26 protein-coding genes and 1 tRNA gene are annotated in these 24146 nt (G+C 64.0%); 6 read left to right on the forward strand and 21 right to left on the reverse strand.

The window, feature by feature from the left end; translation table 11 throughout:
- The first annotated feature begins 8 nt into the window (after positions 1–8).
- Positions 9–635 carry a glutaredoxin family protein gene (locus QTI04_RS03770; RefSeq protein ID WP_286614257.1) on the forward strand — a complete coding sequence of 209 codons (627 nt, stop codon included), beginning with the start codon at positions 9–11 and terminating at the stop codon, positions 633–635.
- 27 nt (positions 636–662) lie between these two features.
- On the opposite strand, the gene rpiA is transcribed toward QTI04_RS03770, so the two are convergent.
- Positions 663–1364 carry a ribose-5-phosphate isomerase RpiA gene (rpiA, locus tag QTI04_RS03775; RefSeq protein ID WP_286597892.1) on the reverse strand — a complete coding sequence of 234 codons (702 nt, stop codon included), beginning with the start codon at positions 1362–1364 and terminating at the stop codon, positions 663–665.
- A gap of 40 nt (positions 1365–1404) precedes the next feature.
- Between rpiA and QTI04_RS03780 the strand changes: the two genes are divergently transcribed.
- Complete coding sequence (locus QTI04_RS03780; protein WP_286614258.1) at positions 1405–2472, forward strand: quinone-dependent dihydroorotate dehydrogenase; 1068 nt, start codon at positions 1405–1407, stop codon at positions 2470–2472.
- A gap of 10 nt (positions 2473–2482) precedes the next feature.
- Here the strand turns inward: QTI04_RS03780 and QTI04_RS03785 are convergent, their stop codons facing one another.
- The 6 genes from QTI04_RS03785 to QTI04_RS34265 form a co-directional block, all read right to left on the reverse strand.
- Positions 2483–3175 carry a phage holin family protein gene (locus QTI04_RS03785; RefSeq protein WP_286614259.1) on the reverse strand — a complete coding sequence of 231 codons (693 nt, stop codon included), beginning with the start codon at positions 3173–3175 and terminating at the stop codon, positions 2483–2485.
- A gap of 33 nt (positions 3176–3208) precedes the next feature.
- Positions 3209–3517: a DUF883 family protein gene (locus tag QTI04_RS03790; RefSeq protein ID WP_286368215.1), complete on the reverse strand. Its 309-nt coding sequence runs from the start codon at positions 3515–3517 to the stop codon at positions 3209–3211.
- Positions 3518–3608: 91 nt separating this feature from the next.
- Positions 3609–4706: an NAD(P)/FAD-dependent oxidoreductase gene (locus QTI04_RS03795; RefSeq protein ID WP_286614260.1), complete on the reverse strand. Its 1098-nt coding sequence runs from the start codon at positions 4704–4706 to the stop codon at positions 3609–3611.
- A gap of 26 nt (positions 4707–4732) precedes the next feature.
- Complete coding sequence (locus QTI04_RS03800) at positions 4733–4879, reverse strand: stereocilin (protein ID WP_286614261.1); 147 nt, start codon at positions 4877–4879, stop codon at positions 4733–4735.
- Positions 4880–5459: 580 nt separating this feature from the next.
- Positions 5460–5678: a hypothetical protein gene (locus tag QTI04_RS03805; protein WP_286614262.1), complete on the reverse strand. Its 219-nt coding sequence runs from the start codon at positions 5676–5678 to the stop codon at positions 5460–5462.
- Positions 5675–5869 (reverse strand): flagellar biosynthetic protein FliO, encoded by a 195-nt coding sequence (locus tag QTI04_RS34265; RefSeq protein WP_353506082.1) that lies wholly within the window; start codon positions 5867–5869, stop codon positions 5675–5677. Before QTI04_RS34265 ends, QTI04_RS03805 begins: the two co-directional genes overlap by 4 nt.
- Here QTI04_RS34265 and QTI04_RS03810 point away from each other — a divergent pair.
- Complete coding sequence (locus QTI04_RS03810) at positions 5777–6715, forward strand: hypothetical protein (protein ID WP_286614263.1); 939 nt, start codon at positions 5777–5779, stop codon at positions 6713–6715. The two genes, QTI04_RS34265 and QTI04_RS03810, sit on opposite strands and share 93 nt — an antisense overlap.
- Positions 6716–6846: 131 nt before the next feature.
- Here QTI04_RS03810 and QTI04_RS03815 read toward each other — a convergent pair.
- From QTI04_RS03815 to uvrB, 10 genes are all read right to left on the reverse strand, one after another.
- Positions 6847–6921: transfer RNA gene (locus QTI04_RS03815), tRNA-Val, on the reverse strand.
- 66 nt (positions 6922–6987) lie between these two features.
- On the reverse strand, positions 6988–7707 hold the full coding sequence (dnaQ, locus tag QTI04_RS03820; RefSeq protein ID WP_286597883.1) for a DNA polymerase III subunit epsilon: 720 nt from the start codon (positions 7705–7707) through the stop codon (positions 6988–6990).
- Positions 7707–8045 carry an ISC system 2Fe-2S type ferredoxin gene (gene fdx / locus QTI04_RS03825; RefSeq protein WP_286597881.1) on the reverse strand — a complete coding sequence of 113 codons (339 nt, stop codon included), beginning with the start codon at positions 8043–8045 and terminating at the stop codon, positions 7707–7709. The genes dnaQ and fdx overlap by 1 nt, the downstream gene beginning before the upstream one ends.
- Positions 8046–8053: 8 nt before the next feature.
- A complete protein-coding gene (hscA, locus tag QTI04_RS03830; protein WP_286614264.1) occupies positions 8054–9910 on the reverse strand; it encodes a Fe-S protein assembly chaperone HscA in 1857 nt (618 codons plus the stop codon).
- A gap of 4 nt (positions 9911–9914) precedes the next feature.
- On the reverse strand, positions 9915–10433 hold the full coding sequence (gene hscB, locus QTI04_RS03835) for a Fe-S protein assembly co-chaperone HscB (protein WP_286614265.1): 519 nt from the start codon (positions 10431–10433) through the stop codon (positions 9915–9917).
- Between the two features lie 60 nt (positions 10434–10493).
- Positions 10494–10817 carry an iron-sulfur cluster assembly protein IscA gene (gene iscA / locus QTI04_RS03840; protein ID WP_286597876.1) on the reverse strand — a complete coding sequence of 108 codons (324 nt, stop codon included), beginning with the start codon at positions 10815–10817 and terminating at the stop codon, positions 10494–10496.
- Position 10818: 1 nt separating this feature from the next.
- Positions 10819–11232: a Fe-S cluster assembly scaffold IscU gene (gene iscU, locus QTI04_RS03845; protein WP_286597875.1), complete on the reverse strand. Its 414-nt coding sequence runs from the start codon at positions 11230–11232 to the stop codon at positions 10819–10821.
- Between the two features lie 18 nt (positions 11233–11250).
- A complete protein-coding gene (locus tag QTI04_RS03850; protein ID WP_286597874.1) occupies positions 11251–12471 on the reverse strand; it encodes an IscS subfamily cysteine desulfurase in 1221 nt (406 codons plus the stop codon).
- Positions 12472–12544: 73 nt separating this feature from the next.
- On the reverse strand, positions 12545–13081 hold the full coding sequence (gene iscR, locus QTI04_RS03855; protein ID WP_028253560.1) for a Fe-S cluster assembly transcriptional regulator IscR: 537 nt from the start codon (positions 13079–13081) through the stop codon (positions 12545–12547).
- Positions 13082–13310: 229 nt separating this feature from the next.
- The gene (gene uvrB / locus QTI04_RS03860) at positions 13311–15428 is read right to left on the reverse strand and encodes an excinuclease ABC subunit UvrB (protein ID WP_286597873.1); all 2118 of its coding nucleotides are present in this window, start codon (positions 15426–15428) and stop codon (positions 13311–13313) included.
- A 110-nt stretch (positions 15429–15538) separates the two neighbouring features.
- On the opposite strand from uvrB, the gene QTI04_RS03865 reads away from it, so the two are divergent.
- From QTI04_RS03865 to QTI04_RS03875, 3 genes are all read left to right on the forward strand, one after another.
- Positions 15539–16735, forward strand: a complete 1197-nt coding sequence (locus tag QTI04_RS03865) for an amino acid aminotransferase (protein ID WP_286597872.1) — start codon at positions 15539–15541, stop codon at positions 16733–16735.
- A 156-nt stretch (positions 16736–16891) separates the two neighbouring features.
- Positions 16892–18295, forward strand: a complete 1404-nt coding sequence (locus QTI04_RS03870; protein ID WP_286614266.1) for a polyhydroxyalkanoate depolymerase — start codon at positions 16892–16894, stop codon at positions 18293–18295.
- A 4-nt stretch (positions 18296–18299) separates the two neighbouring features.
- Positions 18300–18929: an RnfABCDGE type electron transport complex subunit B gene (locus QTI04_RS03875; RefSeq protein WP_286614267.1), complete on the forward strand. Its 630-nt coding sequence runs from the start codon at positions 18300–18302 to the stop codon at positions 18927–18929.
- A 39-nt stretch (positions 18930–18968) separates the two neighbouring features.
- Here QTI04_RS03875 and QTI04_RS03880 read toward each other — a convergent pair whose 3' ends face one another.
- From QTI04_RS03880 to meaB, 4 genes are read right to left on the reverse strand one after another with little or no spacing between them, the layout of a single operon-like run.
- A complete protein-coding gene (locus tag QTI04_RS03880; protein ID WP_286614268.1) occupies positions 18969–19445 on the reverse strand; it encodes a VOC family protein in 477 nt (158 codons plus the stop codon).
- Positions 19442–21490, reverse strand: coding sequence for an acetyl/propionyl/methylcrotonyl-CoA carboxylase subunit alpha (locus QTI04_RS03885; RefSeq protein WP_286614269.1), 2049 nt, complete (start codon positions 21488–21490; stop codon positions 19442–19444). The genes QTI04_RS03880 and QTI04_RS03885 overlap by 4 nt, the downstream gene beginning before the upstream one ends.
- A gap of 15 nt (positions 21491–21505) precedes the next feature.
- Positions 21506–23038, reverse strand: coding sequence for an acyl-CoA carboxylase subunit beta (locus QTI04_RS03890; RefSeq protein ID WP_286597867.1), 1533 nt, complete (start codon positions 23036–23038; stop codon positions 21506–21508).
- A 47-nt stretch (positions 23039–23085) separates the two neighbouring features.
- A complete protein-coding gene (gene meaB / locus QTI04_RS03895) occupies positions 23086–24144 on the reverse strand; it encodes a methylmalonyl Co-A mutase-associated GTPase MeaB (protein WP_286614270.1) in 1059 nt (352 codons plus the stop codon).
- Between the last annotated feature and the right edge of the window lie 2 nt (positions 24145–24146).

A 24146-nucleotide genomic window follows, 5' to 3' on the forward strand; every position in this document is an offset into this window, starting at 1 on the left:
AGTCATCGATGAAGCTCAACGCCGCCCTCTCGGGCCTCACCTTACTGGCGGTCGCTTGCGCCGCGCTCGCGCAGCCGGTCTACCGCAATGTCGACAAGAACGGCAAGGTCACCTTCTCCGACCAACCGCCGGCTGCCAATGCCCAGCCCGCGGCGCCTCGCTCCGGCAGCTCGATCAGCACGAATTCGGCCCTTCCTTACGAATTGCGGCAAGTGGCTCAACGCTATCCGGTCACGCTTTACACCGGGGACGAATGCGGCCCTTGCGGTGCCGGCCGCTCGCTGTTGATCGCGCGCGGCGTGCCTTTCGAGGAACGCACCGTCAAGACCAACGAGGACATCGGCGCCCTGCAGCGTCTGAGCAGCCAGAGCTCCCTTCCCTTGGTCACGATCGGCGCGCAGCAACTCAAGGGCTTCTCGGATGCCGAGTGGTCGCAATACCTCGATGCGGCGGGCTATCCCAAGAGCGCCCAGTTGCCGCCGGGCTACCGCAATCCGCCGGCGCAACCCCTGGTCGCCTTGCAACCTGCGGCGCAGCCCGCGCCCGCAGCGCCCGCATCGGCGGCACCGCCCGCACCGGCACCTGCTGCGGCGAGCGGACCGACCCCGAGCAACCCCGCCGGCATCAAGTTCTGACGCAACGCTGGTGCCCGCCTGCGCTGCTCAGTTGAAGCGCATGGTTCTCACGCCCGTCGACGTGCCCAGGAGGCACACGCTGGCGCGCTGGTGCGCGAAGACGCCCACCGTCACCACGCCCGGCCACTGATTCACCTCGCTCTCGAAGCCGAGCGGGTCGGGGATCCTCAGGCCGGTCACGTCGACGATGTGCTGGCCGTTGTCGGTAATGAGTGGCACGCCGTCCTTCTCGCGGACCTGCGCCAGGCCGCCCAGGCGCGTGAACTGCCGAATCACGCGCTGCACCGCCATCGGAATCACTTCGACCGGCAGCGGGAAGGCGCCCAGCGTGTTCACGAGCTTGGATGCATCGGCGATGCACACGAAGCGCTTGGACTGGGCGGCAACGATCTTCTCGCGCGTGAGCGCGGCGCCACCTCCCTTGATCATGTAGCCGCGGCCGTCGATCTCGTCCGCGCCGTCGATGTAGACCGCCAGTTCCTCGACCTCGTTGCTGTCGAACACCGGGATGCCCAAGGCACGCAGGCGCTCTGTCGATGCCACCGAACTCGACACCGCGCCCCGGATGTCTCCTTTGATCGTCGCGAGAGCGTCGATGAACTTGTTCACGGTCGAACCTGTGCCGACGCCGACGATCTGGCCCTTCACCACGTAGTCCAGCGCGGCGCGACCGACCTGTGCCTTGAGTTCGTCCTGAGTCAAGGCGGGAGCTGGGGCGGGTGAGGTCATCGGAGAGAATCCTTGGCTGATTGAAGTCGAGAATTATCCGATGCCCCTGCTGTTGCCCTCTTCACTTTACGGGCTTGCCCGACCCTTCCTCTTTGGATTCGACCCCGAGCACGCCCATGAGCTGACGCTCGACGCGCTGGCGCGCACGCAGAACACACCGCTGGCCTGCGCTTACGCGGCGCCGCGCGTGGACGACAGGATCACCGTCGCCGGGCTGCAGTTTCCGAACCGCATCGGACTCGCGGCCGGCCTCGACAAGAACGCGCGCTGCATCGACGCCTTTGCCGCGATGGGCTTCGGCTTCGTGGAGGTCGGGACCGTCACGCCGAAGCCACAGCCGGGCAACCCGAAGCCGCGCATGTTCCGCCTGCCGCAGCGCGATGCGCTGATCAACCGACTCGGCTTCAACAACGACGGGCTCGAAGCCTTCATCGCCAACGTCCAGCGTGCGCGCTTTCGCCGCAATACGTCCCGGGCACCGATGCTGCTCGGCCTCAACATCGGGAAGAACGCGGCCACGCCGATCGAGCGCGCGGTGGACGACTACCTGATCTGCCTGGACGGCGTGTATCCCCACTCGGACTACGTGACCATCAACATCTCGAGCCCCAACACGGCCAACCTGCGGTCACTCCAAAGCGACGAGGCGCTTGACGCGCTGCTCGGCGCGGTGGCGGACAAGCGCGAGGCACTGGCCGCACGACAAGGCAGACGCGTTCCTCTCTTCGTGAAGATCGCGCCGGACCTCGACGCGGCCCAGGTCAAGGTGATCGCGGCCACGCTTCAGCGCCACGGGATGGACGGTGTGATCGCCACCAACACCACCCTCGCGCGCGACGCAGTGGCAGGACTGCCCCATGCCAATGAAACCGGCGGCCTCTCGGGTGCGCCGGTCAAGGAAGCGAGCAACCGCGTGATCGGCCAATTGCGAGCGGAGTTGGGACCCAGATATCCGATCATCGGTGTGGGGGGCGTCCTGAACGCCGCGGATGCACAGGCCAAGATCGACGCCGGCGCCGATCTCGTGCAGATCTACACCGGACTGATCTATCGGGGGCCGGCGCTGATCCACCAGGCGGCCCAGGCACTGCGCAAGCGCCGGGCCTGAGCGCCGGCAATCAACGCATCCGCCAGATCACCGGAACGATCACGGATGCCCAGCGCACGAGGCGACGCGGCCCCACGACTGCCACGACGGTTGCAGCCGCCACACCGGTTGCGATGGGATGCTCGCGCGCCAGGCGCATGGCCGTGGCACTCGCGGATTCGTCCGCTCGGGGCGACGGTGCCTCCCCCGCTCCCGTGGCAGCAGCCTGGAGCGTCGCGATGCGCTCGCGCTGGCGCTCGATGCGTGCGAGCAGTTCCTCGCGAGTTGCGGGTCGTTCTTGGCGCGCCGCGTCTTCACTGCGCTGACGACCGAGGCTCTCCTGGATCCATGCCAAGTCGCGCTCGAACGCCTCGCGCGCCGGATCGAACGCTTCCGAAGATTTGCTCAGCATGGACATCAAAACGACTACCGCCGCCAACCAGAGCCCAACCCACATCGCGGCCACCAACCAGGCTGCTGTGATGCGGTGCGGCGTCTCCCAGAAATGCACGACGATCGCCACGGACAGCAACGCGATGGCAACGGTCGTGAGTCCGATGACCGCAATCACCAGTCCCAGGATACTCTTGAGGCGCTTTCTCTCGTCCTGCCACGCGAATCGCAGAAGCTGCGCCCGGTCTTCGGCAGCCAGTGCGCCTTCACCTGCCAGGATGCGCAATCGGCGCAGGTAACCCTTGAGCCCGAAGAGACTCGACACCCTCATCGGCGGCCCCCGCGGGCGCCGGGTGCGTTGCGCTCAGCGGCGGCCAAGCAGCAGGCCCACCAGCACGCCCACCGCCAGCGCGGCGCCGGCGATCTGCCAGGGCTCGTCATGAGCGTAGGCATTGGCCGTATTGGCTGCTTCGCGGGCCTTCTGAGCGGCAACACGGCTCTTCTCTGCCGCGAGTTCACGCGCGATCGCCAATTTGCTGTCGATGCGCTGACGCAGCGCCTTGATGTGAGGCACGGAGTCGAGATCTTTGCTTGCGAGCACGCCACGGACGTCGCTCGCGATATCTTCAGCCACGGCGTTGGCCGCGGCTTCGAGATTGGTGGATGCAGTCATTGAAAAAGGTCCTCCTCGGTCGCGCCGGCACCGCGCCGGCGGCTCCACGCCGACAGCGGCGTGCCGTTCCATGGTACATGCCCTCGCGCATCTACGACAGCAGTTCGGCCACATGGCGGCCAATGGCAAGGCTGCTGGTCAGCCCCGGTGACTCGATCCCGAACAGGTTGACCAGCCCCGGCACACCGTGGGTGGACGGCCCTTCGATCCTGAAATCGGCCGCTGCTTCGCCCGGCCCGGATATCTTGGGACGAATGCCTGCGTAGCCCGCGACGAGCACGCCATCGGGCAAGGCGGGCCAGTACCTGCGCACCTCGGCATAAAAACTGTCGCCGCGCGCCGGATCCACGGTCAGGTCGTCGGGCGAAGCCACCCACTGGACGTCTGGGCCGAACTTGGCCTGACCGCCCAGGTCGAGCGTCAGATGCACGCCCAGGCCCGCGGCCTCCGGCACCGGATAGATCAGGCGACTGAACGGTGCCCGGCACGCCAGGGTGAAGTAGTTGCCCTTGGCGTAGTAGGCCGACGGCACCGCATTCGCGGGAAGCCCCTGAAACTGGCGGGCCAACAGAGGCGCCGCCAGCCCTGCGGAGTTCACCACGGTGTTGCAACGCAGGGCCGTGCCGTCCTGCGTCATCACGATGACCGATCCGTCCGCGCATTCGGCGCGCTCGACTTTCGACTTCAATGCCACGACCCCGCCGGCGTTTTCAAGATCGCCCTGCAGGCTCAACATCAACGCGTGGCTGTCGACGATGCCAGTGCTCGGCGAGTGCAAGGCGGCAAGGCATTCCAGTTGCGGCTCCATCGCCTGGGCCTGCTCGCGCGTGAGGAGCACCAGGTCGTCCACGCCGTTGGCGCGCGCCTTGGCCATGATGCCGTCGAGTTGCGCGACCTGCGGCTCGGCAGTGGCCACGATGAGCTTGCCGCAACGACGATGAGGCAGGCCTCGCTGTCCGGCATAGTCATAGAGCAACTGCTTGCCCTCTACGCACAGCCGCGCCTTCAGCGAGCCCTGCGGGTAATAGATGCCAGCGTGGATCACCTCGCTGTTGCGGGAACTCGTCCCTGTCCCGATGGCGCCTTCGGCCTCCAGCACGATGACGTCACGCCCTTGCAACGCGAGCGCGCTCGCGACGGCGAGCCCCACCACTCCGGCGCCGATGACGGCGCAATCGAATTCATCCATCCCTCGAGCTTAGCCGCCTGATCCGCTCACTCCGGCTGGACCGTGAACGGACTCTCTGGATCGACTGGACTGCCCGGCGGCGTAACAGGGCCCTCGTCGGGCTCTACGGGCAACTCCGGCACATCCGGGGGATCGGACGTGATGGGCGTCGGGAGATCAGGACTGGTGGCCATGGCGTACTCCTTCTTGCGCCGCTTCTACGACTTCAGCGGAACTGCGAGGACGGCGCACAGGCGAATTTTGCGTCGGTGCGGGCCGACATGAACCCGGAATGGGTTTGGACGGAGTTGATCTCGGCCCGGCAGGCGGAGAACTTTCCAATCGGTTCTAGCTGTGGCTTGTCAATAGTTAGCACAGCGGTAGTCGTAGGGTCAGCCCAAGGCTGCCCAGCGGCGATGGCGCGGCATAGATGCGCCCACGATGGTCGCCGACGATCTGTTCGCACAAAGCAATGCTGGCGATCGCATTCGCATGGGCCTCGTCGGTCCGGCGCCAGTTCCGTGAACGCGGAACTGAAGAATCGCCCGAGGCACGGCACTCCAGAGGGACCCGAATCCATGAAATTGACGACCGCGTGCGCCAATCCATGCGGGCCAGCATCTGCAGCGTACTCCCCCCAGGCATGACGCGGCATGCCGCACTTCTTGCATGCCCGAGCGATCGAGAATCACCGTCAGCGGTTGGGGCGGGAGTCTCCCGCATCGGTCGAATGGGACAGCCGTTGAATTGGCCGTCGAACCACAACGCGTTAGATCAACTCGGGAAAATCTGGAGCGGCAACGGATGTGCGGCGCCTTCGCGCTTGAACTTGCGCAATGGCGCCATGCCCTTGCCCGCCCCGACGGACAGCTTGCTCGCCATGCGACGATGATGCGCAGGAAGCTTGTCAGGCACACGAGCAGCGCCGGCAGGATCGCCAGCACGGAGAGCCCCGAGGACAACGCGCAGCGCCTGCGCGGTGTCACCGCTCATGGTGCCCACGGCACACCCTTCAGCTCGGGCCCCACGACGGGCATCGGAGTGGCTTCGGCATCGGGTCCGGCAGGCGATTCAGCCAATAACTGAATGGCGTGATCACTGCATCCGACCAGCAGGCGACGGCCTTCCCAACAAACAACATGCAGGCTGTGGCGCGGCGAGAGTCGAACGCCGGACAGGCGCACGATCCTGGCACTGGCCCTTTTGTCCAGGCTGCATGCAACCTGTCTCCACCAAGGTCTCCCGCGCCTCGTTTGCCGGGTCGAGAGAATCGCTGCGATCGCAAGGAACACACCCGTCAGAGCGAACCCGACCCGCCAAGCGTTTCCTTCGGGCAACATGATGCGACCCAGCGCCTCATGCTGGACCGGAAAGCCGGCCGGAATACTGGGCGTGCCGACGGGCGTGGGCGCGGCCTCCGCAGTTTGCGCTGTGGCAATCGATGGAACGGCGAGGCTCCCTATCGCCATCAGGCCCGCGAGGCACAGTGCAGTAACGCCAGCCGGGATCCGTCGCGTGTCAAATACAAACATCGATCAGGCGCGACCGGCAATTCGGTGATGCATTGCAAAGTGATCGTCGACAGAGACCAATTGGCGGCGCGCGACGACCTTGCCTTCGATACTCAGGTCCACCGACTGGTCGATGGCGCGATTGCGCCGCAGCACCTGGTGCTCCCTGTCGGCGACGATTCCTTCGATGGCATTCGTCATCAGTTCTTTTCCTTCAATGAATGGGTGTTCGAGTGGGGTGCGGCCGGCAACGCCAGTTTGACGGCGACTCGCTTCGACCTGCCCCGACGCAGCCGTCGCTCATCGGCGGCCCGTCGGCAACAGTCACGATCGCGGGTGCATCGAGCCGATGTATTAGCGGAACACGTCGCCGTGGATCGAGAAGCGGGAATTCTCGCGACCAGCCCTGATCTTGAATGCGAGGCGTGTCTGTCTGCGGCTCCGGAAAGGACTGAAGTTTGCAGCGGAAACTTCTCGCCGTGGCCGCCAACGCATGCAACCGAAACCGATTCGACTTGAGGCTGAACAGCCAGATCACCCATCCGCCGGTTCACGCGGCAGCGCGCCTCTACGCAAGACCCACGAAGGGAACGCGCGGCGCCTCATGTCGAGGCAACTCGACACAAGAGATGAAACAGGAGGGGGAAATTTGGTGGGCGGTGGAGGCTTCGAACCTCCGACCCCAGCAGTGTGAATGCTGTGCTCTACCCCTGAGCTAACCGCCCGCGGCGCACATGCAGGTGACATGCGCCATTTGGATTTATTCGCGCCGTGTGGTGCGAAGCCTCCGATTATGCCACAGCTTTTTCGGCCATCTGACGAAAAAGCGTCCGGCCGTTGCTCGACTTGTCGAGTTGCAGCAGCACTTCTTCGTGCGCCGTGAGTTCGTGCTCGGTTGCCACGAGCACCGGCAACTCGAACGTGCTCAGATCCACGACGATGACGATGCCTTGCGCCGGCTCGTTCGCCGCCACGTCGATCAGCAGTGCGTCCTGTCCGCGCGTGAGATTGATGTAGACGTCGGCCAGCAGTTGAGCGTCGAGCTTCGCGCCGTGAAAGGTGCGGTTCGAGCGATCGACGCCGAAGCGGTCGCACAGCGCGTCGAGCGAGTTGCGCTTGCCGGGGTACACCGTCTTCGCCATCGCAAGCGTGTCGGTGACTTCGCCGACAAAACTCCGCAATGGCGGCAGGCCGGCAAGCTCCAGCTCCTTGTTGAGGAAGCCGACGTCGAAGGCCGCGTTGTGAATGATCAGCTCGGCGTCGCGCAGATACTCGACGATGTCGTTGCCGAGCGTCGCGAACTTGGGCTTGTCGCGCAGGAAATCGGTCGTCAAACCGTGCACCTTGAGCGCGTCCTCATGGCTTTCGCGCTCGGGGTTGAAATAGATGTGCAGGTCGTTACCTGTGAGCTTGCGGTTGTACAGCTCCACACATCCCAGTTCGATGATGCGGTCGCCGTTCTCCGCCGAGAGGCCCGTGGTTTCGGTGTCGAGAACGATCTGCCGGGTCATCAGTGCTTTTCTTTCGCGTGGTTGATCGAGTATTTGGGGATCTCGACGGTCAAGTCCGTCTGCGCCAGGATCGCCTGGCAGCTCAGGCGCGACTGCGGCTCGAGGCCCCATGCGCGGTCCAGCAGATCCTCCTCGCCCTCTTCCGCTTCGTTGAGCGAATTGAGACCCTGTCGCACGATGACGTGGCAGGTGGTGCAGGCGCAGCTCATCTCGCACGCATGCTCGATGTTGATGTGGTTCTCGAGCATGGCCTCGCAGATTGAGGTGCCGGCAGGCGCACTGATCTCTGCGCCTTGCGGACAGTACTCTGGATGGGGAAGGATCTTGATCGTGGGCATGGAGAGTTCTACAGGGATTCGATCTGGCGGCCGGCGAGCGCACGCGCAATGCCGGCATTCATGCGCTGGGCGGCGAAGGCCTCCGTGCCGTCGGCCAGCGCCTTGGTAGCCGCCTCGACCACAGCGGCGTCGCTGGCGGACCGTGCACTGCGCAACCCCTCCATCAACACCTCGATCGCGCCGCGCTCTTCAGTCGACAACAGCGCGCCATCGGCATCGAGCGCGCTATGCGTGGCCAGCAACATGCGATCGGCGTCCACGCGCGCCTCGACCAGCGCGCGAGCCTGCATGTCCTGCTGAGCGGTCGAGAAGCTCTCCTGCAGCATGGTCGCGATCTGGTCGTCGGAAAGACCGTAGGACGGCTTGACCGTGACATTCGCCTCCACGCCGCTGCCCTGCTCCTTGGCACTCACGCTGAGGAGGCCGTCTGCATCGACGGTAAAGGTGACTCGGATCCGCGCAGCACCGGCGGTCATCGGCGGAATGCCGCGCAGCTCGAATCGCGCGAGGCTGCGGCAATCCGCAACGAGATCACGCTCCCCCTGCACCACGTGCAATGCCAAGGCGGTCTGGCCGTCCTTGTAGGTCGTGAAGTCCTGGGCCATGGCCGTCGGGATGGTCTGGTTGCGCGGAACGATGCGCTCGACCAAGCCCCCCATCGTCTCGATGCCGAGCGAGAGCGGAATCACGTCGAGCAACAGCAGGTCATCGGCACCGCCGTTGCCGGCCAACTGATGGGCCTGGATCGCGGCGCCGAGCGCGACGACTTCATCGGGGTTGAGGTTGATCAGCGGATCACGCCCGAAGAAATCGCCGACCGCACGGCGGACCTGCGGCATGCGCGTGGCGCCGCCGACCAGCACGATGCCCTGCAACTCTGCGGATTGCAGGCGTGCATCGCGCAGTGCCTTGCGGACCGCCACGATCGTGCGCGCCGTAAGGCTTGCCGTGGCCGCGTCGAACTGCTCGCGGCGGACCTCGAAACGGATCTCCCCCGCCACCAGCCCGGCAACGAATGCTGTCGACTCGGCCGAAGACAGCGCCTCCTTGGCGGCCCTCGCCGCCACGAGCAGCGCAGCCCTGTCGGCGTCGCCTTGCGCCTTGTAGCCGGTCTGCGAGAGAACGAACTCGGCCAGTGCGTGGTCGTAGTCGTCGCCGCCCAGCGCGGAGTCGCCACCTGTGGCGATGACTTCGAAGACGCCCTGGGTCAGCCGCAGAATCGAGATGTCGAAGGTGCCACCGCCAAGGTCGTAGACGGCGTAAACACCTTCGCTTGCGTTGTCCAGCCCGTAGGCAATCGCGGCCGCCGTCGGCTCGCTGATCAGCCGCAGCACGTTGAGCCCGGCCAGTTGAGCGGCATCCTTCGTCGCTTGGCGCTGGCCTTCGTCGAAGTAGGCCGGCACTGTGATCACGGCACCATAGAGCTCATCGTCGAAGGTGTCCTCGGCGCGGTAGCGCAAGGTCGCAAGGATCTCGGCACTGACTTCGATCGGTGACTTCTCGCCGGCCACGGTCTGCACCTGGACCATGCCGTCGTCGCCCGTCAGGTGATAGGCCATCGCGTCCCGGTTGGCGATGTCCTGGATGCCGCGGCCCATCAGTCGCTTGACGGATGTGATCACGTTGGCCGGATCGGCGGAACGCGCCGCCAGCGCGTCGAAGCCGATCTGACGCCGATCCTTGTCGAGATAACGCACGGCTGAAGGCATCACCACACGGCCTTCCGCATCGGGAAGGCATTCCGCGACACCGTTGCGCACAGCAGCCACCAGCGAGTGGGTCGTGCCGAGGTCGATACCGACGGCGATGCGGCGCTGGTGCGGATCGGGCGCCTGCCCGGGTTCTGAAATCTGAAGCAATGCCATGGCGCTATTGTCCCCACTGATCGGACTTGGTTTCGATGTCTTCGGCAAAGCGCTCTATGAACATGAGGGCTCTCACCTGACGCGCGGCGGCGGGATAGTCGCCTTTTTCGTCGATGAGCCTATCCAGCGACGCCAGCGCGCGCGCTCGTCCGGCTTCCACTTCGGCCCGCAGCTTGTCGAGCGCGTCGGCATCGCTCGCCTCGTCCAGTTCTTCCCGCCATGCGATCTGCTGCATCAGGAAATCCGACGGCATCGCCGTGTTGTTCTCTGCGTTGATGGGAGCGCCGTTCAGCTCGCACAGGTAGGTGGCGCGCTTGATCGGGTTCTTGAGCCGTTGATAGGCCTCGTTGATGCGCACCGACCACTGCATGGCCACTCGCTGCGCCGCGGCACCTTGCGCAGCGAAACGATCAGGATGAGCCTCGCGCTGCAGTTCCTTCCAGCGGGCGTCCAGCGCGGCGCGGTCCTGCGCGAAAGTCGCCGGCACGGCGAAAAGTTCGAAGTCGGTGTCGTTCAGATTCATGGCGTTAAAAAGCCGCCAGCACATGACATGGTGGCGGCTCGGTCGCGAGGCCGGTCGGGATCAGATGCGAAAGCTTTCGCCGCAGCCGCAACGGTCGCGTTCGTTCGGGTTGTTGAACTTGAAGCCTTCATTGAGGCCCTCGCGAACGAAGTCCAACTGCGTGCCGTCGATATAGGCCAGGCTCTTGGGGTCGACCAGGACTTTGATGCCATGGTCTTCGAACACCACGTCTTCGGGCGCGAACTCGTCCACGTACTCGAGCTTGTAGGCCAGGCCCGAGCAGCCCGTGGTCTTGACGCCCAGCCGCACGCCCACGCCCTTGCCTCGTTTGCCGAGGTAGCGTGTGACGTGGCGCGCGGCCGATTCGGTCAGAGTCACAGCCATGTCAGTGAACGGCTTCCGTCGTCGCGGCGGCGACGCCGTGCTTGGCCTTGTAGTCGCTGACAGCGGCCTTGATCGCGTCTTCCGCCAGGATCGAGCAATGGATCTTGACGGGTGGCAGGGCCAGTTCTTCGGCGATCTGCGCGTTCTTGAGCGCAGCGGCCTCGTCAAGCGTCTTGCCCTTGACCCATTCGGTCACGAGCGAGGACGAGGCGATCGCCGAGCCGCAGCCGTAGGTCTTGAAGCGCGCATCTTCGATCACCCCGGTTTCCGGGTTGACCTTGATCTGAAGCTTCATGACGTCGCCGCAGGCCGGCGCGCCGACCATGCCGGTGCCCACCGAATCGTCACCCTTTTCGAAGGAGCCGACATTGCGGGGATTTTCGTAGTGGTCAATGACCTTGGATGAGTAAGCCATGGGGTACCTCTTTGAACTTTAATGAGCCGACCACTGGATCGTGCTGATGTCGATGCCGTCCTGAAACATCTCCCACAACGGGCTCAGTTCGCGGAGCTTGGCGACGTTGTGCTTGATGGTCGAGATCGCATAGTCGATTTCTTCCTCGGTCGTGAAACGGCCGATCGTCATTCGCAGACTGCTGTGCGCGAGCTCGTCGCTGCGACCCAGGGCGCGCAACACATAGCTGGGCTCGAGGCTGGCGGAGGTGCAGGCGGATCCGCTGGAAACGGCCAGGCCCTTGATGCCCATGATCAGCGACTCGCCCTCGACATAGTTGAAGCTCATGTTGAGGTTGTGCGGCACGCGGTGCTCGAGATCTCCGTTGATGAAGACCTGCTCCACGTCCTTCAAGCCATTGAGAAGGCGCTGCTGCAGGGCGCGGGCCTTGGCGATGTCTTCCTTCATGTCGAGCTTGGCGAGCCGGAAAGCCTCGCCCATGCCCACGATCTGGTGCGTGGGCAAGGTGCCCGAGCGCATGCCGCGCTCGTGACCACCGCCGTGCATCTGGGCTTCGAGCCGCACACGCGGCTTGCGGCGCACGTACAGCGCGCCAATGCCCTTGGGGCCGTAGGTCTTGTGCGAAGCCAGGCTCATCAGGTCGATCGGCAGGTTCTTGACGTCGATCTCGACCTTGCCAGTGGCCTGCGCGGCGTCGACGTGAAAGATCACGCCCTTTTCGCGGCAGATATTGCCCAACGCCACGACGTCCTGGATCACGCCGATTTCGTTGTTCACGAACATGACGCTCGCGAGGATGGTGTCCGGACGAATGGCGGCCTTGAATGCCTCCAGATCGAGCAGGCCGTCTTCCTGGACGTCCAGGTAGGTGACTTCGAAACCTTGGCGCTCGAGTTCACGCATGGTGTCGAGCACGGCCTTGTGCTCGGTCTTCACAGTGATCAGGTGCTTGCCCTTGCCCTTGTAGAAATGGGCCGCGCCCTTGAGAGCGAGGTTGTTCGATTCGGTGGCGCCGGACGTCCAGACGATCTCTCGCGGATCGGCGCCGATCAGGTCGGCCACGTCGGCGCGGGCCTTTTCCACGGCTTCTTCCGCCTCCCATCCCCACGCATGACTGCGCGACGCCGGATTGCCGAAATGCTCGCGCAACCAGGGAATCATTGCGTCGACGACGCGCGGATCGACCGGCGTGGTCGCGCCGTAGTCAAGATAGATCGGGAAATGAGGAGTGACGTCCATGGCTGGCTCAGGCTGGCGGTGGGGTTTAATCTTTATCGAAACGATTCGATCGGCGCCCGGAGGCGCCGTCGGCTCACGATTTGGCGAAGGCGTTGCCCAGTGCAAACACGGAATTCGGGGCGTTGACGCGAATCGGTTTGACCACTGGCTGGCTGGAAATCGCACGCTTGACTGCCGGCTTGTTCTCGATCTGCACGCCCTTCGCGATCTGGTCGTCGACCAGTTTCTGCAGCGTGACGGAATCGAGGAATTCCACCATGCGCTGGTTCAGCGAGGCCCAGAGCTCATGGGTCATGCAACGACCCGCTTCGCCGAGGCAGTTTTCCTTGCCGCCGCACTGGGTAGCGTCGATGGGCTCATCGACGGAAACAATGATGTCTGCCACGGTGATATCCGCGGCCTTGCGGCCGAGCGAATAGCCGCCGCCGGGGCCACGGGTCGACTCGACCAATTCGTGACGACGCAGCTTGCCGAACAATTGCTCGAGGTAGGACAACGAAATCTGCTGCCGCTGGCTGATTGCGGCCAGCGTGACCGGACCGGTGTTCTGGCGCAGTGCCAGGTCGATCATGGCTGTAACCGCAAAGCGGCCTTTGGTAGTGAGACGCATCGCAAGCTCCTTGAGTGCTTACCGTTGAAATGACACCTTGGCACCAGGCCTTGGTGACGTCGTCTCCGCCCTGCCCGACCCCAGCTTACCTGGTGAACCAGTTATTAGGAGTCGGCCCTTCATCGCGAAGTTTCTTTGTTGTTGAGTATTTCGCTCAAGTATAGCAGAAGGCCCTCCGGCCTGCTGGGGTAAACCCGATTGCAGTCCGGGACCCGGCCGGGCGGTCGCGTCAGGCGGGCGGGACGGCGACGTTGTCGTGCCCTGGCCCGCCGAAAGCCTGTTCGCGCAGCAACGCCAACTGGTCGCGCACGCGGGCCGCTTTCTCGAATTCGAGGTTGCGCGCATGCTCGAGCATGGTCTTCTCGAGCCGCTTGATCTCGCGGGCGATGTCCTTTTCGGACATGTCCTCCACCTTGGCGCGCTCCAGGTCACGCTTGGCGGCTTCCTTGCCCGATTTTTCGCTGTAGACGCCGTCGATCAGGTCGCGAACCTGTTTCACGATACTGCGCGGCGTGATGCCGTGGGCCTCGTTGTGAGCGATCTGCCTGGCGCGCCGGCGCTCGGTCTCGTCGATGGCCTTCTTCATCGAGTCCGTCATGCGATCGGCGTAGAGGATGGCTTTGCCGTTCAGGTTGCGCGCCGCCCGGCCGATGGTCTGGATCAGCGAACGCTCGGCACGCAGGAAGCCTTCCTTGTCGGCATCGAGGATGGCCACCAGCGATACCTCGGGAATGTCCAACCCTTCGCGCAGCAGGTTGATGCCGACCAGGACATCGAAGGTGCCAAGACGCAGATCGCGCAGAATCTCGACCCGCTCCACGGTATCGACGTCGCTGTGCAGATAGCGCACCTTGACGCCGTTGTCGCCCAGGTAGTCCGTCAGTTGTTCGGCCATGCGCTTGGTGAGCGTGGTGATCAGCACGCGCTCGTGCTTGTCGACCCGGAGACGAATCTCCTGCAGGACGTCATCGACCTGATGGGTGGCGGGCCGAACCTCGACCTCCGGATCGATCAGTCCCGTCGGTCGGACGAGTTGTTCCACCACGTTTCCGGCGTTGTCTTTCTCGTACTGCGCCGGTGTGGCGGAGACGAAGATGCACTGCCGCATGCGCGTTTCGAATTCCTCGAACTTCAGGGGCCGGTTGTCGAGCGCCGAAGGCAGGCGGAAGCCGTATTCGACCAGCGTGGTCTTGCGCGCACGGTCGCCGTTGTACATGCCGCCGAGTTGGCCGATCATCTGATGGCTCTCGTCGAGAAACATCAGCGCGTCCTTCGGCAGGTAGTCGGTCAGCGTGGCTGGCGGTTCGCCAGGCGCTGCGCCCGAAAGGTGGCGCGTGTAGTTCTCGATACCCTTGCAGTGGCCGATCTCGGCGAGCATCTCGAGGTCGAAGCGGGTGCGCTGCTCGATGCGCTGCGCCTCGACCAGCTTGCCCTCGGCGACGAAGAACTTGAGCCGGTCGTCGAGTTCGAGCTTGATGGTCTCGACCGCGCTCAGCACCTTGTCGCGCGGCGTGACGTAGTGGCTGGACGGATAGACCGTGAAGCGGGGGATCTTCTGGCGAATGCGTCCCGTGAGCGGATCGAACAACTGCAGCGTCTCGATCTCGTCGTCGAACAGCTCTATGCGGATCGCCAACTCGCTGTGCTCGGCCGGAAACACGTCGATCGTGTCGCCGCGCACGCGGAAGGTGCCGCGCGAGAAATCCTGCTCGTTGCGCGTGTACTGCATGCGGATCAAGCGCCCGATCACGTCGCGCTGGCCGATCTTGTCGCCCACCCGCATGATGAAGCGCATCTGCGTGTAATCCTCGGGCGTGCCGATGCCGTAGATGGCGCTTACGGTCGCCACGATCACCGTGTCGCGCCGCTCCAGCACGCTCTTGGTGGCCGACAGGCGCATCTGCTCGATGTGTTCGTTGATCGAGCTGTCCTTCTCGATGAACAGGTCGCGCTGAGGCACATAGGCCTCTGGCTGGTAATAGTCGTAATAACTGACGAAATACTCGACCGCGTTCTTGGGGAAGAACTCGCGGAACTCGCTGTAGAGCTGGGCGGCCAAGGTCTTGTTGGGTGCGAAAACGATCGCGGGACGGCCCATCCGCGCAATCACATTGGCCATGGTGAAAGTCTTGCCCGAGCCGGTTACGCCCAGCAGCGTCTGGAACACCTCACCATCCTGCAAACCCTCGACCAATCCGGCGATCGCGGCCGGCTGGTCGCCGGCGGGCGGATAAGGCTGGAACAGTTCGAATGGCGACCCGGGAAACGTGATGAATTCGCCCTGCGGGGCAGGGCCCACGGGGTCGGCGTGTTGCCGCTCTGGAATGACTTCGGAGGTTTCTGGCATGGCGTGACTCTGGGAGGTGGTGGCGTGGCCGGTAAAATTCAAGCGAACCGGGCAGCGTAACGCAGGTCCGGCGTTCACGTGAACCGATCACCCCCCAAAGGACTTTTCCAATGTCAATGTTCACCGCCGTCGAGATGGCGCCACGCGACCCGATCCTGGGACTCAACGAGCAATACGCCGCCGACAGCAATCCGAAAAAGGTCAACCTCGGCGTGGGCGTGTACTACGACGACAACGGCAAGCTGCCGCTGCTTTCTTGCGTGCAAGCCGCGGAATCAGACATGATGAAGGCGCCCAGCGCGCGCGGCTACCTGCCCATCGACGGCATCGCCGCCTACGACAACGCGGTGAAGGGCCTCGTCTTCGGCGCCGACAGCGAGCCGGTGAAGTCCGGTCGCGTCGCCACCATCCAGGCCATCGGCGGCACGGGCGGCTTGAAGGTCGGCGCCGACTTCCTGAAGAAGCTCAGCCCGTCCGCCAAGGTGCTGATCAGTGATCCGAGTTGGGAAAACCATCGCGCGCTGTTCACCAACGCCGGTTTTGAGGTCGAGAGCTACCCGTACTACGACGCAGCCAAGCGCGGCATCGACTTCGAAGGCATGCTCGGCGCCCTCAAGGCCGCACCGGCTGGCACCATCGTCGTGCTGCATGCTTGCTGCCACAACCCGACGGGCTATGACATCACCGCGGCCCAGTGGGACCAGGTGATCGCCGCCGTCAAGGCCGGCAACCTGACCCCCTTCCTCGACATGGCCTACCAGGGGTTCGGCCACGGCATCGCCGAAGATGGCGCGGTAATCGGCAAGTTTGTCGAAGCCGGCCTGACCTTTTTCGTGTCGACCTCCTTTTCCAAGAGCTTCAGCCTGTACGGCGAGCGCGTGGGCGCCCTGTCGGTGCTCTGCGAGAGCAAGGAAGAAGCCGCCCGCGTGCTGTCGCAGCTCAAGATCGCCATCCGCACCAACTACAGCAACCCGCCGATCCACGGTGGCGCGGTGGTGGCTGCTGTGCTCAACGATCCGGCGCGCCGTGCCGTGTGGGAAAAGGAGCTTGCCGAGATGAGGGTGCGCATCAAGGCCATGCGTCAGAAGCTGGTCGACGGCCTGAAGGCCGCCGGCGTGAAGCAGGACATGAGCTTCATCACGACCCAGATCGGCATGTTCAGCTACTCGGGCCTGACCAAGGACCAGATGGTGCGCTTGCGCGAGGAATTCGGCGTCTACGGGACCGACACCGGCCGCATGTGCGTGGCGGCGCTCAACAGCAAGAACATCGACTACGTTTGTCAGAGCATCGCCAAGGTGATTTAAACCATGACGGCGGCGCGTGGAACCGCGCGCTGCTTTCAGGCCGTTTCGTGGAGAACTCACGAATGTCGCGGCTGTGTCAGTTTCGTGGGGGGCTCCCCCTACTTTGAGCACAGGGCTACTGATATATTGCATTGCAATAACTATCTGGCCCCTCCGATGCTCTACCAACTTTACGAAGCACAGCGCTCCCTCATGGAGCCGTTTGCAGACTTCGCGCAGGCCGCCTCCAAGCTCTACGGCCAAGGCGCCGTCTTCGGACAGACGCCGATCGCACAGCGCATGGCCGCCGGCTACGACCTGCTTTATCGTCTGGGCAAGGATTACGAGAAGCCCGAATTCGACATCAAGACCGTCAAGGTGGACGGGCACGACGTTGTGATCCACGAAAGCGTCGAGATCGAGAAGCCCTTCTGCCAGTTGCGCCGCTTCAAGCGCTTCACGGACGAGCCGCACATCCTCCACACGCTGAAAAGTCAGCCCGTGGTCCTGATCGTGGCCCCGCTGTCGGGCCATTACGCGACGCTGCTGCGCGACACCGTGCGCACCATGCTGCAGGGTCACAAGGTCTACATCACCGATTGGGTCAATGCCCGCCTCGTGCCACTGTCCGAGGGCGAATTCCACCTCGACGACTACATCAACTATGTCGAGGACTTCATTCGTTACTTGCAGGCTGAGTACGGCAACTGCCATGTCGTCAGCGTCTGCCAGCCCACGGTGCCTGTGCTGGCGGCGGTGTCCCTGATGGCCAGTCGGGGCGAGAAGACACCGCTGTCGATGACCATGATGGGCGGCCCGATCGACGCGCGCAAGTCGCCGACCGCGGTCAACAACCTGGCGATGAACAAGAGCTTCGAGTGGTTCGAGAACAACGTGATCTACCGCGTGCCGGACGGCTTCCCGGGCGCCGGCCGCCGCGTTTACCCCGGCTTCCTGCAGCACACGGGCTTCGTCGCGATGAACCCGGATCGTCACGCGAGCAGCCACTACGACTACTTCAAGAACCTGATCAAGGGTGACGACGCGAGCGCCGAGGCGCACCGCACCTTCTACGACGAGTACAACGCCGTGCTCGACATGGATGCGGACTACTACCTCGACACCATCCGCACCGTGTTCCAGGATTTCGACCTTGTCAACGGCACATGGGAAGTGAAGAACCCCGAAGGCGAGCGTGAGCCCGTGCGTCCGCAGGACATTCACTCCACCGGGCTGCTGACGGTCGAAGGCGAACTCGACGACATCTCCGGCTCCGGACAGACCCGCGCCGCGCACGAACTGTGCACCGGCGTCTCGGCGGACGAACAGCACCACTACGAAGTCAAGGGTGCCGGCCACTACGGCATCTTCAGCGGTCGCCGTTGGCGCGAACAGGTCTATCCGAAAGTGAAGGCCTTCATCGAAGCGCACGACAAGCCGCAAAAGCGCGCCGACAAAGCAACGGTCCTGACGGCAGAAGACACGATCAAGCCGACGGCAGCGCCGAAGAAGCGTGCCGCCTCGGCCCGGAAGACGGCGCCTGCGCGGCGGTCGCGTTCGGCTGTACGCACGTCCCCATGAGATCGTGAACACCCTGGCCGCGCGCCTCCTGGAGGCGCTGCCGCAAACGCAGTGCACACGCTGCGGCTATCCTGATTGCGCGGGCTACGCAGACGCGATCGCGGCAGGGGAGGCAGGCATCGATCAATGTCCGCCGGGCGGTGCTGAAGGGGTGACTCGCTTGTCGGAGCTCACCGGCAAACCGGTCCGGCCGATCGACCCGAAGTTCGGCGTCGAGGGCCCTCGGGCGATGGCGGTCATCGACGAATCCTGGTGCATCGGCTGCACCTTGTGTCTCGATGCGTGCCCGACCGACGCGATCCTCGGAATCCACAAGCGCATGCACACCGTGATCGAGGCGCATTGCACAGGCTGCGAGCTCTGCATCCCGGTCTGCCCGGTCGACTGCATTTCGCTCGAAGTGGCAACGCCCGGCCGAAGCGGGTGGCAGGCGTGGTCACAAGCGCAGGCGAACCACGCACGAAGCCGCTATGAAGCGCATGGCCGGCGGCGCAGGATGCCCGAATCTTCCGTCGTCAAGGCACCGGAAGGCTCGCCGGATACGACAGCCCCGGCGGATCGCAAGCGCGCCATCGTCGAGGCTGCGCTGGCTCGTGCACGAGCCGCGAGCGCAGCCAAGACAGGCATCAAATAGCCGGCGCCGCCAGGGCGCCGGACAGAGGCTCCCGCAGGCTTAACCTGTCGCGAGAGCCGCAAAGGCCTTGACCACTTCCGGCGGCGCCTGGACCAGTTCGATCAACACCCCCTCGCCTGCGATCGGAAATTCATCGTTGGCCTTGGGATGCAAAAAGCAGATGTCGAAGCCGGCCGCCCCCTGACGAATCCCACCTGGCGCGAATCGCACACCCTGCCCGGTGAGCCATTCGACCGCCTTCGGGAGGTCGTCGATCCAAAGCCCCACGTGGTTCAAAGGTGTGGTGTGAACCGCGGGCTTTTTCTCGGCGTCCAGCGGCTGCATCAGATCGACCTCGACCTTGAACGGCCCACTGCCGATCACGCAGATGTCCTCGTCGACGTTTTCACGCTCGCTCTTGAAGGTGCCGGTGACTTCGAGCCCCAGCATCTCGACCCAGAGTTTCTGCAGCCGGCCCTTGTCTGGCCCGCCGATCGCGATCTGCTGGATACCCAGCACCTTGAATGGACGGCTCATGCAAACTCCATGATCACCTGGTCAACGGAAAGCGACTCACCCTTCGCTGCAACGATGCTGGCGACCACGCCATCCTGCGTCGCAAACAATACGTTCTCCATCTTCATCGCCTCGATCACCGCCAGTTTCTCGCCGGCCTGCACCTGCTGGCCGGGCTTCACGGACACCTCGACGAGCAGGCCCGGCATCGGCGACATCAGGAACTTGCTCAGGTCAGGCGGCGCCTTGAATGGCATCAGCTTCAGCAGCCGCGCGCCGAGTGGCGAGAGCACCAGCCCCTCGATCTGCGTGCCGTTGTGCGACACGCGCAGCGACAGCGGGTTCTTGCCCGCGCCACGTTCCACCTGCGCGATGAATGCGCGCCCGTTGACGTTGCCTTCCACCCGGATGCTGCCGAGCGACGCCTTGCTGTCGATCTTGTAGTTGCGATCGCCCACCGCCACGGCGCTGGAGCCCGTCTGTCCATGGAAATCGGTGACCGAGACACGCTTGTGCACGTGCTCGCCCTCGTCATCCAGAACGACCACCACGAACTGCTCGCCCACCTTGACTCCGTGTCCTTCAAGTTGGCCGCTGATACCCGATGCGCGCGCACGATACCGGCGGTGCATGAAGGCCGCCAACGCGACGAGGAAATCCGGATCGTCGTGCGGCACGTCTTCCGCATGGAAGCCCTTGCCATAGTGCTCGGCAATGAAGCCGGTGTTGAACTCGCCGCTCACGAATTTCGGATGCGCAAGCAGCGCCGCCTGGAACGGGATGTTGCTGCTGATGCCGCGAATCACGAAGCCATTGAGCGCCTCGCGCATCAGGGCAATGGCATGCGCGCGATCGCGGCCATGGACAATCAACTTGGCGATCATCGAGTCGTAGAACATCGGGATCTCGCCGCCGTCGTAGACGCCCGTATCCACCCGAATGCCGTAGAGATGCCGGGTATCCGCCGAGAACATGGTCTCCTTCGGCGGCTGGAATCGCACCAGTCGGCCGGTCGAAGGCAGGAAGTTGCGAAATGGGTCTTCGGCGTTGATACGGCACTCGATGGCCCATCCGTCGCGCTTCACATCCTGTTGCGCCAGCGGCAGCTTCTCGCCCGCCGCGACGCGGATCATCAATTCGACCAGGTCGAGCCCGGTGATCGCCTCGGTCACGGGATGCTCCACCTGAAGCCGCGTATTCATCTCGAGGAAGTAGAAGCTCTGGTCTTTGCCGACCACGAACTCCACCGTGCCCGCGCTCTGGTAGTTCACCGCCTTGGCCAGCGCCACCGCCTGCTCGCCCATGGCCTTGCGCGTCGCTTCGCTGATGAAGGGCGATGGCGCTTCCTCGATCACCTTCTGGTGCCGGCGCTGGATGGAGCACTCGCGCTCGTTCAGGTAGATCACGTTGCCGTGCGAGTCGCCCAGCACCTGGATCTCGATGTGGCGTGGCTCCTCGACGAACTTCTCGATGAAGACCCGGTCATCGCCGAAGCTGTTGCGCGCTTCGTTGCGGCAAGAGGTGAAGCCGTCGAAGGCATCCTTGTCGTTGTAGGCCACGCGCAGACCCTTGCCACCGCCGCCGGCCGATGCCTTGATCATCACGGGATAGCCGACGTCCTTGGCGATCTCGACCGCGCGCTCGGCCGTTTCGATGGCGTCGTTCCAGCCCGGAATGGTGTTGACCTTGGCCTCGTTCGCGAGCTTCTTCGAGGCGATCTTGTCGCCCATCGCGGCAATCGAGTAGTGCTTGGGGCCGATGAAGGCAATGCCCTCTTCCTCGACCTTCCTCGCGAAGGCTTCGTTCTCGGACAGGAAGCCGTAGCCCGGGTGCACCGCTTCGGCGCCGGTCTGCTTGCAGGCCGCGATGATGCGGTCCGCCTGCAGATAGCTCTCACGACTCGGCGAGGCGCCGATATGCACTGCCTCATCGGCGAGTTCGACATGGCGCGCGTCCTTGTCGGCATCGGAATAGACAGCCACCGTGAGGATGCCCATCTTCTTGGCGGTCTTGATGACGCGGCAGGCGATTTCGCCGCGGTTGGCGATCAGGATTTTCTTGAACATGTTCTTCTTTCCGGCTTACAGCGGAATGTTTCCGTGTTTACGCCACGGGTTTTCAAGTTTTTTCTCGCGCAGCATGACCAGCGAGCGGCAGATCCGCTTGCGCGTCTCGCTTGGCAAGATCACGTCGTCGATGTAGCCGCGCGTGCCCGCCACATACGGGTTGGCAAAGCGCGCCTTGTACTCGGCCTCGCGCGCAGCAAGCTTTTCGGGGTCGTTCTTGTCTTCGCGGAAGATGATCTCCACTGCGCCCTTGGCGCCCATCACCGCGATCTCGGCACGCGGCCAGGCGAGGTTGACGTCGCCGCGAAGGTGCTTCGACGCCATCACGTCGTACGCACCACCGTAGGCCTTGCGCGTGATGACGGTGATCTTCGGCACCGTGCATTCGGCATACGCATAGAGCAGCTTGGCGCCGTGCTTGATGATGCCGCCGTACTCCTGGCTGGTGCCGGGCATGAAGCCGGGCACGTCGACGAAGGTCAGCACCGGGATGTTGAACGCATCGCAGAAACGCACGAAGCGCGCCGCCTTGATCGACGACTTGATGTCGAGGCAGCCGGCTAGCACCAGCGGCTGGTTCGCCACGATGCCGACGCTCTGTCCTTCCATGCGCGCGAAGCCGATCACGATGTTCTTCGCGTAGTCGGGCTGCAGTTCGAAGAAGTCGCCGTCGTCGACCACCTTCACGATCAGCTCCTTCATGTCGTAGGGCTTGTTCGGGTTGTCGGGCACCAGCGTGTCGAGCGAAAGATCAGCGCGGTCCGCCGGGTCGCCGCTGGGACGCACGGGTGGCTTCTCGCGGTTGTTGAGCGGCAGGTAGTTGTAGAGCCGGCGCAGCATCATCAGCGCCTCGACGTCGTTCTCGAAGGCCATGTCGGCCACGCCGCTCTTGGTGGTGTGCGTCAAAGCCCCGCCCAGTTCCTCGGCAGTCACGTCCTCGTGCGTCACCGTCTTCACCACTTCGGGACCGGTGACGAACATGTACGAGCTGTCCCGCACCATGAAGATGAAATCGGTCATCGCCGGCGAATACACCGCGCCGCCCGCGCAAGGGCCCATGATCATGCTGATCTGCGGCACCACGCCCGAGGCCATCACGTTGCGCTGGAACACGTCGGCATAGCCGCCGAGCGAAGCCACGCCTTCCTGGATGCGGGCACCGCCCGAATCGTTGAGGCCGATGACCGGCGCGCCGACCTTCATGGCCTGGTCCATCACCTTGCAGATCTTCTCGGCATGGGCCTCGCTGAGCGCGCCGCCGAAGACGGTGAAGTCCTGGCTGAAGATGAAGACCAGGCGGCCGTTGATCATTCCGTAGCCGGTGACCACACCATCGCCCGGGATCTTGTTGTCGGCCATGCCGAAGTCGCTCGATCGATGTTCGACGAACATGTCCCACTCTTCGAAGGTGTTGTCGTCGAGCAGCAGCTCGATGCGCTCGCGCGCGGTCAGCTTGCCCTTGGCATGCTGCGCGTCGATGCGCTTCTTGCCACCGCCGAGCCGCGCCTGTTCACGGCGTTTTTCAAGTTGTTCGAGGATTTCTTTCATGGCGTTTCGTCGGGAGAGTTGATCTTGTGGAGGTGGCAGGCGACAGGCTACGCTCGTCCGGCCTGCGCGGCGAGCAGATTGCGCGCAGCGGTCGATGCAGGCAGCGTGCCTGCCGCCACCTGGGCGATGGCTTGGGGCAACAGTTCGCGTACCTGCGGGTGATGGCGGAATGCCTGCTTGAGCCCGGCGTCGATGCGCTCCCACATCCATGAGAGCGACTGTTTTTCGCGGCGCAAGGCCAACTTGCCGTTGACGGTCTGCAGCGTCTTGAACTGCAGGACCGCATCCCAGAACGCGTCGATGCCCATGCCGGCCAATGCGCTGAGCTGGATCACCTTGGGCAGCCAGAAGCGCACTTCCGCTTCGGGGGAACCCGGCACGGCATGCGCCGCGTGCATCACCTGTGCGTGAGCCGGGTTGCCGTGATGACCGAAAAGACGCAGCGCCGACGCAATCTGCGCCTGCGCGCGGGTCGCCGCATCCTTGTCGATGTCGGCCTTGTTGATGACGACCAGGTCGGCCAGTTCCATCACGCCCTTCTTGATGGCCTGAAGGTCATCACCGGCGTTCGGCAGTTGGAGCAGCACGAACATGTCGGTCATGCCAGAGACCGCAGTCTCGCTCTGGCCTACGCCGACCGTTTCGACGATCACGATGTCGTAGCCGGCGGCTTCGCATACCAGCATCGCCTCGCGCGTCTTCTCTGCGACGCCGCCGAGCGTGCCCGACGACGGGCTCGGGCGGATGTAAGCGCGCTCGTGCACCGAGAGCTTTTCCATGCGTGTCTTGTCGCCGAGGATCGAGCCGCCCGAGACGGTGGATGACGGGTCGACGGTGAGCACCGCCACGCGATGGCCGCGCTCGATCAGGAACAGCCCCAATGCCTCGATGAAGGTCGACTTGCCGACGCCGGGTACGCCCGAAATCCCGAGCCGGAACGAATTCCCCGTGTGAGGCAGCAAGGCGGTGAGCAATTCGTCCGCCTGCGCGCGATGGTCGTCGCGGGTCGATTCGAGCAGCGTGATCGCCTTGGCGATCGCGCGGCGCTGCACAGCACCATCCGAGGTCGCCAGCGATTCAGCCGTGACCGGTGTTCGAACCGGCATGT

This window comes from Variovorax sp. J22R115, from assembly GCF_030317005.1.
GTDB lineage: Bacteria > Pseudomonadota > Gammaproteobacteria > Burkholderiales > Burkholderiaceae_C > Variovorax.

Excerpts from the sequence above, each read along its gene's own strand:
- uvrB (WP_286597873.1), bottom strand. The coding sequence starts at position 15,428 with ATGCCAGAAACCTCCGAAGTCATTCCAGAGCGGCAACACGCCGACCCC.
- iscA (WP_286597876.1), bottom strand. The coding sequence starts at position 10,817 with ATGGCTGTGACTCTGACCGAATCGGCCGCGCGCCACGTCACACGCTAC.
- QTI04_RS03870 (WP_286614266.1), top strand. The coding sequence starts at position 16,892 with ATGCTCTACCAACTTTACGAAGCACAGCGCTCCCTCATGGAGCCGTTT.
- QTI04_RS03850 (WP_286597874.1), bottom strand. The coding sequence starts at position 12,471 with ATGGACGTCACTCCTCATTTCCCGATCTATCTTGACTACGGCGCGACC.
- QTI04_RS03790 (WP_286368215.1), bottom strand. The coding sequence starts at position 3,517 with ATGACTGCATCCACCAATCTCGAAGCCGCGGCCAACGCCGTGGCTGAA.
- rpiA (WP_286597892.1), bottom strand. The coding sequence starts at position 1,364 with ATGACCTCACCCGCCCCAGCTCCCGCCTTGACTCAGGACGAACTCAAG.
- QTI04_RS03770 (WP_286614257.1), top strand. The coding sequence starts at position 9 with ATGAAGCTCAACGCCGCCCTCTCGGGCCTCACCTTACTGGCGGTCGCT.
- QTI04_RS03805 (WP_286614262.1), bottom strand. The coding sequence starts at position 5,678 with ATGAGCGGTGACACCGCGCAGGCGCTGCGCGTTGTCCTCGGGGCTCTC.
- QTI04_RS03885 (WP_286614269.1), bottom strand. The coding sequence starts at position 21,490 with ATGTTCAAGAAAATCCTGATCGCCAACCGCGGCGAAATCGCCTGCCGC.
- hscA (WP_286614264.1), bottom strand. The coding sequence starts at position 9,910 with ATGGCATTGCTTCAGATTTCAGAACCCGGGCAGGCGCCCGATCCGCAC.
- iscR (WP_028253560.1), bottom strand. The coding sequence starts at position 13,081 with ATGCGTCTCACTACCAAAGGCCGCTTTGCGGTTACAGCCATGATCGAC.
- QTI04_RS03780 (WP_286614258.1), top strand. The coding sequence starts at position 1,405 with ATGCCCCTGCTGTTGCCCTCTTCACTTTACGGGCTTGCCCGACCCTTC.
- fdx (WP_286597881.1), bottom strand. The coding sequence starts at position 8,045 with ATGCCCACGATCAAGATCCTTCCCCATCCAGAGTACTGTCCGCAAGGC.
- iscU (WP_286597875.1), bottom strand. The coding sequence starts at position 11,232 with ATGGCTTACTCATCCAAGGTCATTGACCACTACGAAAATCCCCGCAAT.
- QTI04_RS03785 (WP_286614259.1), bottom strand. The coding sequence starts at position 3,175 with ATGAGGGTGTCGAGTCTCTTCGGGCTCAAGGGTTACCTGCGCCGATTG.
- QTI04_RS03865 (WP_286597872.1), top strand. The coding sequence starts at position 15,539 with ATGTCAATGTTCACCGCCGTCGAGATGGCGCCACGCGACCCGATCCTG.
- QTI04_RS03880 (WP_286614268.1), bottom strand. The coding sequence starts at position 19,445 with ATGAGCCGTCCATTCAAGGTGCTGGGTATCCAGCAGATCGCGATCGGC.
- QTI04_RS03890 (WP_286597867.1), bottom strand. The coding sequence starts at position 23,038 with ATGAAAGAAATCCTCGAACAACTTGAAAAACGCCGTGAACAGGCGCGG.
- dnaQ (WP_286597883.1), bottom strand. The coding sequence starts at position 7,707 with ATGACCCGGCAGATCGTTCTCGACACCGAAACCACGGGCCTCTCGGCG.
- QTI04_RS03800 (WP_286614261.1), bottom strand. The coding sequence starts at position 4,879 with ATGGCCACCAGTCCTGATCTCCCGACGCCCATCACGTCCGATCCCCCG.
- QTI04_RS03795 (WP_286614260.1), bottom strand. The coding sequence starts at position 4,706 with ATGGATGAATTCGATTGCGCCGTCATCGGCGCCGGAGTGGTGGGGCTC.
- meaB (WP_286614270.1), bottom strand. The coding sequence starts at position 24,144 with ATGCCGGTTCGAACACCGGTCACGGCTGAATCGCTGGCGACCTCGGAT.
- hscB (WP_286614265.1), bottom strand. The coding sequence starts at position 10,433 with ATGAATCTGAACGACACCGACTTCGAACTTTTCGCCGTGCCGGCGACT.